This window comes from Streptomyces sp. NPDC047014 (assembly GCF_040644195.1).
Classification (GTDB): Bacteria; Actinomycetota; Actinomycetes; order Streptomycetales; family Streptomycetaceae; genus Streptomyces.
Genome location: NZ_JBEYVX010000157.1, coordinates 1 through 7,267 on the forward strand (window position 1 = coordinate 1; position 7,267 = coordinate 7,267).

The following is a 7,267-nucleotide window of genomic DNA, read 5'->3' on the forward strand; positions in this document are numbered from 1 at the left end:
GGCCGCGGCCGCCGCGCGGGCGGCCGCCTCACCCTGGGCCGAGCCCCACAGCCGCGCCACCTCCGCCGCCGCGAGGTACGCCGAACGCGCCGCGGGCACCTCACCCAGCAGCGCGTGCAGCTCCCCGAGCGCCAGGGCCAGCGGCCGGGTGCAGAAGGCCGTCGTGGCCGCCGAACCCAGCTGCTCCCGCAGCGGTTCGAGCAGCGGTACGAGGGCTGCCGCGGCCCCCGTGTCACCCAGCAGGCAGGCCAGCCGGGCCCGCGCCCCCAGCCGTACCCCGTAGAAGTGGTCCGGTACGGGCAGCGGGTCGAAGGGGACCGCGCGCGCCTCGTCCAGCTTGCCCTGCAACGCGAGGACCAGCGCCAGGGCCTCCCCGCCCCGGGTCCCCCACGCGGCGTGCAGCGCGCGGGCCTGGGGCTCGATCTCGGTGATCCGCCCCTGGCTGAGCCGGATGGTGATGATGCCGCGGGCGTGCAGGTCCGCGGCCCGCGGCGCGTTGTGCCGTACGAGGCGTTCGCGCACCTGCTCGTACAGCTCCTCGGCCTCGGTGAAGGCGCCCCGGGCATGGGCCAGCATCGCGAGCGTGGAGAGGCTGGCGGCCTCGGCCTCCGGCATGCGGTAGCGGCGGGCCACGGCCAGGCCGTGCCGGGCGTGCCGTTCCACCGCCGCCGCGTCGTTGCCGATCGCGGCGGTCATCGCGTCCGCCTGCTCGCACACCCAGCGGTACGCGGGCAGGTCGTGGCGCTTGGTCAGGGCGCGCAGCTCGGCGACCACGGGGACGCAGCGTGCGGCCTGGTCCTCGTGCGGCAGCAGCTTGGTCATCGTGGTGAGGGCCGCCGCGAGCAGCGCCGGGTCCTGGGCGCGGCGGGCCAGGGCCAGTTGGCGTTCGGCGGCGTCCAGGGCCTGGGCGCCGGCGTCGCCCGGGAGCTCGTCCACGAGGGCCTGGAGCAGCCGGGCGAGGTCGGCGGGCGGGAGGTCCGGGCGGGCGGCGAGCCGTTCGAGGGTGTCCACGGCGTGGGCGTCCACGGTGCCGTGGTCGCGGGTGAGCCAGGGGGTGGGCTCCGTCCAGGCGGTGAACGCGGCCACGGCCAGGTCCTCGCGGCCGGCCGCGCGTGCGGTGTCGAGGGCGCGGCGGCGGGTCCGGACGGCGGAGTCGCCGGAGCCGGCGCGGATCTGGGCGCGCATCAGCGCGCCGAGCAGGCCCACGGCCCGTTCGGCGCGCTCGTCGCCGGACTCCGGGATCAGCTCGGCCGCCTCGACGGCGTGGCGGAGCAGGTCGGCGCTGACGTCGTGCGCGTAGCGGTGCCCGGCCAGTTCGGCGGCGCGCAGCGCGTAGGAGACGGCGCGGGCCGCCTGCGCGGGGTCGCCGGAGCGGGTGAAGTGCAGGGCGAGCGCGGGCAGGTCGTCGGGGCGCAGGCGGTGCACGGCGTCGGCGAGGCGGCCGTGGAGCAGGCCGCGGCGTACCCGGGTGAGGTCGCTGTAGACGGTGTCGCGCAGCAGCGGGTGCGCGAAGCGGACGCGGCCGGGGCCCGGTTCGGTCAGCAGGCCGGCGGTGACGCAGGCGTCGAGGGAGTCCACGACGGCGGGGGCGGGGGAGTCGGCGGCGGAGCAGAGCACGGCCACGTGGCTCTCGCTGCCGGCGACGGCGGCCAGCCGCAGCACGTCGGCGGCGTCCTCCGGGAGCCGGGCCAGGCGCTGGCGCACCACGTCGCGGATGCCCTCGGGTACGCCGGCCACGGCTGCGGCGGCCGGATCGGAGCCCAGGAGCAGGCGGGCGCTCTCGCCGACGTAGAAGGGGTTCCCGCCGGTGCGTTCCGCGAGCGCGTGGACGACCTCGGGGTCGATGTCCCGGCCGCAGAGGGCGCGCAGCAGCGTACCGATGTCGGCCGGTTCCAGGCCGCCGAGGGCGAGGCGGAAGGGGGAGAGCCGGGCGAGCGAGGCCATGAGCGGGGCGAGGCGCGGGTCGTCGTGGCCGGGGCGGTACGCGGCGACGACCAGCAGCGGGACCCCGTCGACGGCGGCCGCGAGGCCCAGCAGGGCCAGGGTCTCCTGATCGGCCTCGTGCAGATCGTCGACGAACACGGCGAGCGGGCGGCGCTCGGCGGCCGCCACCAGCCAGCGCGTGAACGCCCGGTGCAGCCGGAACCGCCCGGCGGTGGCATCGCCCTGCGGGGCGGGGGCGAGCCCGTCGGGATCGAGCAGCGGCGAGAGCGGGCCGACGCGCTCCGGCGGCATCACCTCGGCCAGCTCCCCCAACGCCTCCACCCACGCCCACGCCGCCGGCGCCCCGTCCCCATCGGGACACCGCCCGCCGACGACCACCCACCCATCGCCCCGCAGCCGCTCCCCGAACTGCCCGAGCAGGGCGGTCTTCCCGGCCCCGGCCTCCCCGGCCACCAGCACCACGGCCCCGCCGCGCACCGCCGCACAAGCGGCTTGCGCGAGCACCCCCAACTCCCGCTCCCGCCCCACAAACGCACCCCCGGGCACGCCATCGGCCCATGCGCCCTCGCCACCATCGCTCCGCCCCAGGTACGCGACTGCGCCGGGCGCAGGGAGGCCGTACGAGCGCGCTCCGCCCACGGCGTGGGGGCGATCCCCCGCCTGGGGCAGCGGGATGGCTCCCGTGCCGGTCCCCGTGTGGTGAGTGCTGCCGGGTTGGCCGGCGTACGTATCCGCGTTCGGCGCGGAGGGGCCCGGCGGGTGCGCTCCGCCCGGGAGGCCGAGGCTCCTGGCGGCAGCCGGGTGCGCCCCGCCCACGGCGTGGGGGCGATCCGCCGGGGTGGTCTCCGTGGCCGGAAGCGTTGCCGGCGACTGGCTGACCGCCGGGATGGCCCCCGTGCCGGGATCGCTCCCGGGCCGGGTTGTCAGGTCCGGGTGCGCGGAGGCGCCCGCCCGGCCGCCGTCGCCAGCGGCACGGGGCCCCTCGGCCGCCATCGGCCAGCTGGTCCGGCCGGCGGCCCACGGGCCGTCGGCCTCCCGTCCCGGCGTCGCGGTGGCAGCCGCGCCACGGCCGTACGCCACACCGCCCGCCGTAGCTGCGGTCGCGTACGGCTCGGGCACCACCGTCCCCTGCGGTTCCAGTGCCCGCGTCGCCGCAGTCCCGTGCGATCCCGCCGGTACGGCGGCCGGCGCGCCCGGGTGCTCCGATGTCGCGGCGGCGGGCACCGCGCCGTGCGGCTCAGGAGCAGGTGCCGCCACGGCTCCGACCGCGCCCGGCGATCCGGCCCCCGGGCTGTGCAGATCCGGTGCGGCCGCGCTCGGCGGCTCCGAGGTCGGCGCAGGCGCAAGTTCGTGCTGCTGCCGCGATACGGCGGCAGCAACCGTGCTGTGCTGTTCCGGCGCGAGTGCGGCTACCGCCACGCCGTGGTGCGGCGTCGTGGCCCCGGGGCCGTGCGGGTCCGGTGGGGCAGCGGTCTCGCCCGGCTGCGTCGCCGCAGCGGCCACCGCACCCCCCGCCCGGAGCGGGGGCTCCGCTTCGCCGAGGGGGACCGACTCGCGCAAGATGTCCAGGCGGCGGGTCAGGATGGCCTGTTCCAGGGTGGTCAACGACGGGCCCGGGTCCAGGCCCAGTTCTTCCGCGCTCACCGCCGCCGAGCGGCGCAGCGCGGCCAGTGCGTCGCCCTGGCGGCCCGTGGCCCAGAGGGCCAGGGCCAGCAGGCGCCAGCCCTCCTCGCGGAGGGGGTGGCGGTGTACGTGGGCCTCCGCCGTCGGGACCACCTCCTGCGGGCGTCCCGCGCCCAGCGTGCCGGACATCGCCGACTCGGCCGCCAGCAGCCGCAGTTCGGTCAGGCGGGCCGTCTCCGCCGCGGCCCACGTCTCCCGCCCCCACTCCGCGTACGCCTCCCCGCGCCACAGCCCCAGCGCCGCCTCCAGGACCGGAACCGCCTCACGCGGCGGAAGCGTGCGCGCCCGCGCCACCTCCGCCTCGAAGGTCCACGCGTCCACCGCGTCCTCCGGCAGGCGCAGCGCATAGCCCTGCGGGCTGCTGATGAGCACGCGTGGTTCGCCGCGCGGGCGCCGCCCGGGCTCCAGGACCCCGCGCAGGTTGGACACGTACGCGTGCAGGGAGTTGAGCGGCTTCGCGGGCGGCCGGTCCGCCCAGACCGCGTCGATGATGTGGTCCACCGGTACGGCCCGGCCCCGGGCGGTCAGCAGCAGGCCCAGGACCGTCCGCTGCCGGCGTCTGCCGATCGGTGCCGGCTGCCCGCCGACCACCACGTCCAGCGGCCCGAGGACTCTCACACGTACCATGATCGGGCAAATGTACCAACGGGCAGGGCCATGCCAATCCGCCGTGCCCCGGCGTCAAGCCGATGCCAAGCGCCCCCGCGCGGTGCCTCAGCCGTGCTCCGTGTCGATGACGCAGAAGCGGTTGCCGTCCGGGTCGGCCAGCACCACGAAGTCCGGGTCCGGCGGGTAGGAGTCCCAGTCGACGCGCCGGGCGCCCAGCGCCACCAGCCGCTCCACCTCCGCCGCCTGCTCGGCCGCGTCCGCCGCGTACAGGTCCACGTGCACGCGCGGCCGCTCCTGCACGGGGGAGACGCTGAGCCCGAGCGCGATGCCCGGCCCGCCGGCCCCGTCCGCCGGGACCAGGACCGTCCAGTCCTCGTCCACCTCCCCGTCACGCGGTACGTAGCCCAGCGCCCGGCTCCAGAATTCCGCGGCCCGCCGCACATCGGCGGCGCCCATCACGATCGTCCCGAGGGTCAGCATGATCCCGATTCTGGCAAACCGCGCCGACACAGGCACCCCCTTACCGCCGCAGCGCCACCATCGCCGCGTCGTCCCCCAGGGTGTTCCCGGCCGCGTGCGCGAGCAGATCCCCGCACAGCCGGTCCAGCAGCGCCTGCGGCCCCGTACCGGACGGCATCGCCGCCACCCGCTCCGCCAGCGGGTAGAACGCGCCCGCCCGGTCCCGCGCCTCCATCACGCCGTCCGTGTACAGGAGCAGGACATCGCCCGCCGCGAAGGGAAAGGTCTGCGCGGTGAGCGGCGCGGCCACCAGCCCGGCGAGCCCCAGCGGCGGCGCCGGGCGGGCCACCTCCAGGCCCGTCACCCCGCCGTCCGCGCACAGCCGCAGCGGCGGCGGATGGCCGCAGCTCACCAGCCGGAGCACCGGCTCGTCGTCCGGGATCTCCAGCACGGCCGCCGTCACGAAGCTCTCGCCGCGCTCACCTCCGCCGTCCAGGTCCGCGGAGACCGCCGCCTCCAGGTAGTCGACCAGGCCGGACAGCCCGGCCTCCTGGTGCGCCGAGGCCCGGAAGGCGCCGAGCACGAGCGCCGCGTCCCCGACGGCCTCCAGCCCCTTGCCCCGCACATCCCCGATGATCAGCCGCGTCCCCGTGGCCGTACGGGCCGCCGCGTACAGATCGCCGCCGATCTGCGCCTCCGCCGCCGCGGCCAGGTACACCGAGGCCACCTCCAGCGGCCCGATCCGGTCCGGCAGCGGCCGCAGCACCACCTGCTGCGCGGTCTCCGCCACCGTCCGCAGCTGGACCAGCTCCCGGTCATGGACCTCACGCAGGTGCGCGAAGAAGGTCACGGACACCGAGATCATGATGAGCGCGATGATCTGGACGGTGTGGTTCAGGTCGGTCATGCTGGTCCGCGCTCCACCGACCACCGCCTGGGCCAGTACGGCGACCAGCCCCACGAACCCCGTCATACGCGGCCCCGCGAAGGAGGCCGTGACCGCCGGCGCGGCGGCCAGGAAGGGCCCGAGGTGCACCTCGGGCGGGGAGAGGACGTCGGCCACCGTCACCAGCGCGATCAGGGCGAACGGCACCAGCAGCTGCCAACGGCTCACCCGCCGCGACCGGTGGCGGCGGGTGAGCGACGCCAGGAGTTCCATCCCCCTTGCATACACCGCCGCGCGCCCTCCCGCAGGGAGCCGGGCCCGCGCCCGCCCGCGCCCCTACGGCCGGCGGCGGGGCTTCCCGCCCTTGCCGCCCTTCGCACCGCCCGCACCACTGCGCGTGCTCTTCCCGGAGGCCGGCTTCCCGGACGCCGGCTTCCCGCCCCCGGACTTCCGCCGCGCGCCGGCGCCGGAACCGCCACCGGCCCCCGCACCCTTGCCCGTCTCCGCCCGCTTCGCCTTCGTCTTCGGCTGCGGCGGGGTCGGCCCGCGCCCGCGCGTGCTGTTCACCGTCCGCCCGCGGACGATCCCGATGAACTCCTCCACCAGGTCCGGGGTGACCTCCTCCTGCTTCCAGGACAGCGCGACCCGGGACGCGGGCGCGTCCGTCACCGTTCGGTAGGTGAGGTCCTTGCGGTGGTGCAGCCGGGCCAGCGACTGCGGAACGATCAGTACGCCGATCCCCGCGGCCACCAGCTCGATCGCGTCGGCCGTCGTGGCGGGCCGCTCGAACGCGGGCTTGCCCGGCAGCTCCTTCCACCCGAGGGTGTCGTCCAGCGGATGCAGCACGATCTCGTCGGCCAGATCCGCGAGGGACACCTCCTCGACCGCCGCGACCAGGTGGTCCTTGGGGACCACGGCCACGGTCGTCTCCGTGTAGAGGGGGATCGCGCTGAGATCCGTACGGTCCACCGGCAGCCGGACCAGACCGGCGTCGGCCTCACCCGAGCGCAGCAGGCCGAAGGACTCGGCGGGGGCGACCGCGACGAGGGTCAGCGGGACGTCGGGCAGCCGCTCCTTCCAGACCCGCACCCATTTGGCAGGTGTGACCCCGGGGACGTAGGCGAGCCGGAACGTGTGGGGTACCTCGGAGCCTGTCACCCCGCAAGGTTACCGGCCGTGGTCGGAAGGGGCGCACACGCTCGAATACCCTTGACACCATGACGTCGCACCAGAACACCCAGACGATGAAGCCCGCGACCGCGGCGAAGAAGCTGGGCGTGTACCTCGAGGCCACCCCCGCAGAGTTCCAGGAGGGTGTCGTCTCGCGCAGTGAATTGAGTGCGCTCCAGGCCGATCCGCCGGAGTGGCTGCAGGAGCTGCGCCGCAACGGCCCGCACCCCCGCCCGGTCGTCGCCAACAAGCTGGGCGTCTCCATCGCGGGCCTCGCCCGCGGCGGGGTCACCGAAGCCCTGACCACCGAGCAGATCGAAGCGCTCAAGCAGGAGGAGCCCGAGTGGCTGCTCCGGGAGCGCGCCACCCAGTCCGAGGTCCGCAAGGAAACGGTCCGGATCAAGGAGCGGAACGCCGAGCGCGCCGAGAAGGCCCGCGAGCAGAACTCCTGAGCCGCCGGCTCCCGCGCGCCCCGCGCCCGCCGTCGGGCCCGGCTCCCCTCGGGGCGGCCGGGCC

At 76.6% G+C, this 7,267-nt stretch carries 5 protein-coding genes; 1 reads left to right on the plus strand and 4 read right to left on the minus strand.

Going from position 1 to position 7,267, the window contains the following annotated elements; translation table 11 throughout:
- From ABZ873_RS33555 to ABZ873_RS33570, 4 genes are all read right to left on the minus strand, one after another.
- Positions 1-4,254, minus strand: a 4,254-nt coding sequence (locus ABZ873_RS33555; protein WP_360880451.1) for a BTAD domain-containing putative transcriptional regulator, incomplete at its 3' end; no start/stop codon positions are given.
- Positions 4,255-4,341: 87 nt separating this feature from the next.
- Positions 4,342-4,716 carry a VOC family protein gene (locus tag ABZ873_RS33560; RefSeq protein WP_360880454.1) on the minus strand — a complete coding sequence of 125 codons (375 nt, stop codon included), beginning with the start codon at positions 4,714-4,716 and terminating at the stop codon, positions 4,342-4,344.
- Between the two features lie 40 nt (positions 4,717-4,756).
- Positions 4,757-5,854, minus strand: coding sequence for a PP2C family protein-serine/threonine phosphatase (locus ABZ873_RS33565; protein WP_360880457.1), 1,098 nt, complete (start codon positions 5,852-5,854; stop codon positions 4,757-4,759).
- Between the two features lie 63 nt (positions 5,855-5,917).
- Positions 5,918-6,739, minus strand: a complete 822-nt coding sequence (locus ABZ873_RS33570) for a LysR family transcriptional regulator substrate-binding protein (RefSeq protein ID WP_360880460.1) — start codon at positions 6,737-6,739, stop codon at positions 5,918-5,920.
- A gap of 59 nt (positions 6,740-6,798) precedes the next feature.
- Here ABZ873_RS33570 and ABZ873_RS33575 point away from each other — a divergent pair, with 59 nt between their 5' ends.
- The gene (locus ABZ873_RS33575; protein WP_360880463.1) at positions 6,799-7,203 is read left to right on the plus strand and encodes a DUF5997 family protein; all 405 of its coding nucleotides are present in this window, start codon (positions 6,799-6,801) and stop codon (positions 7,201-7,203) included.
- The last annotated feature ends 64 nt before the right edge of the window (positions 7,204-7,267 follow it).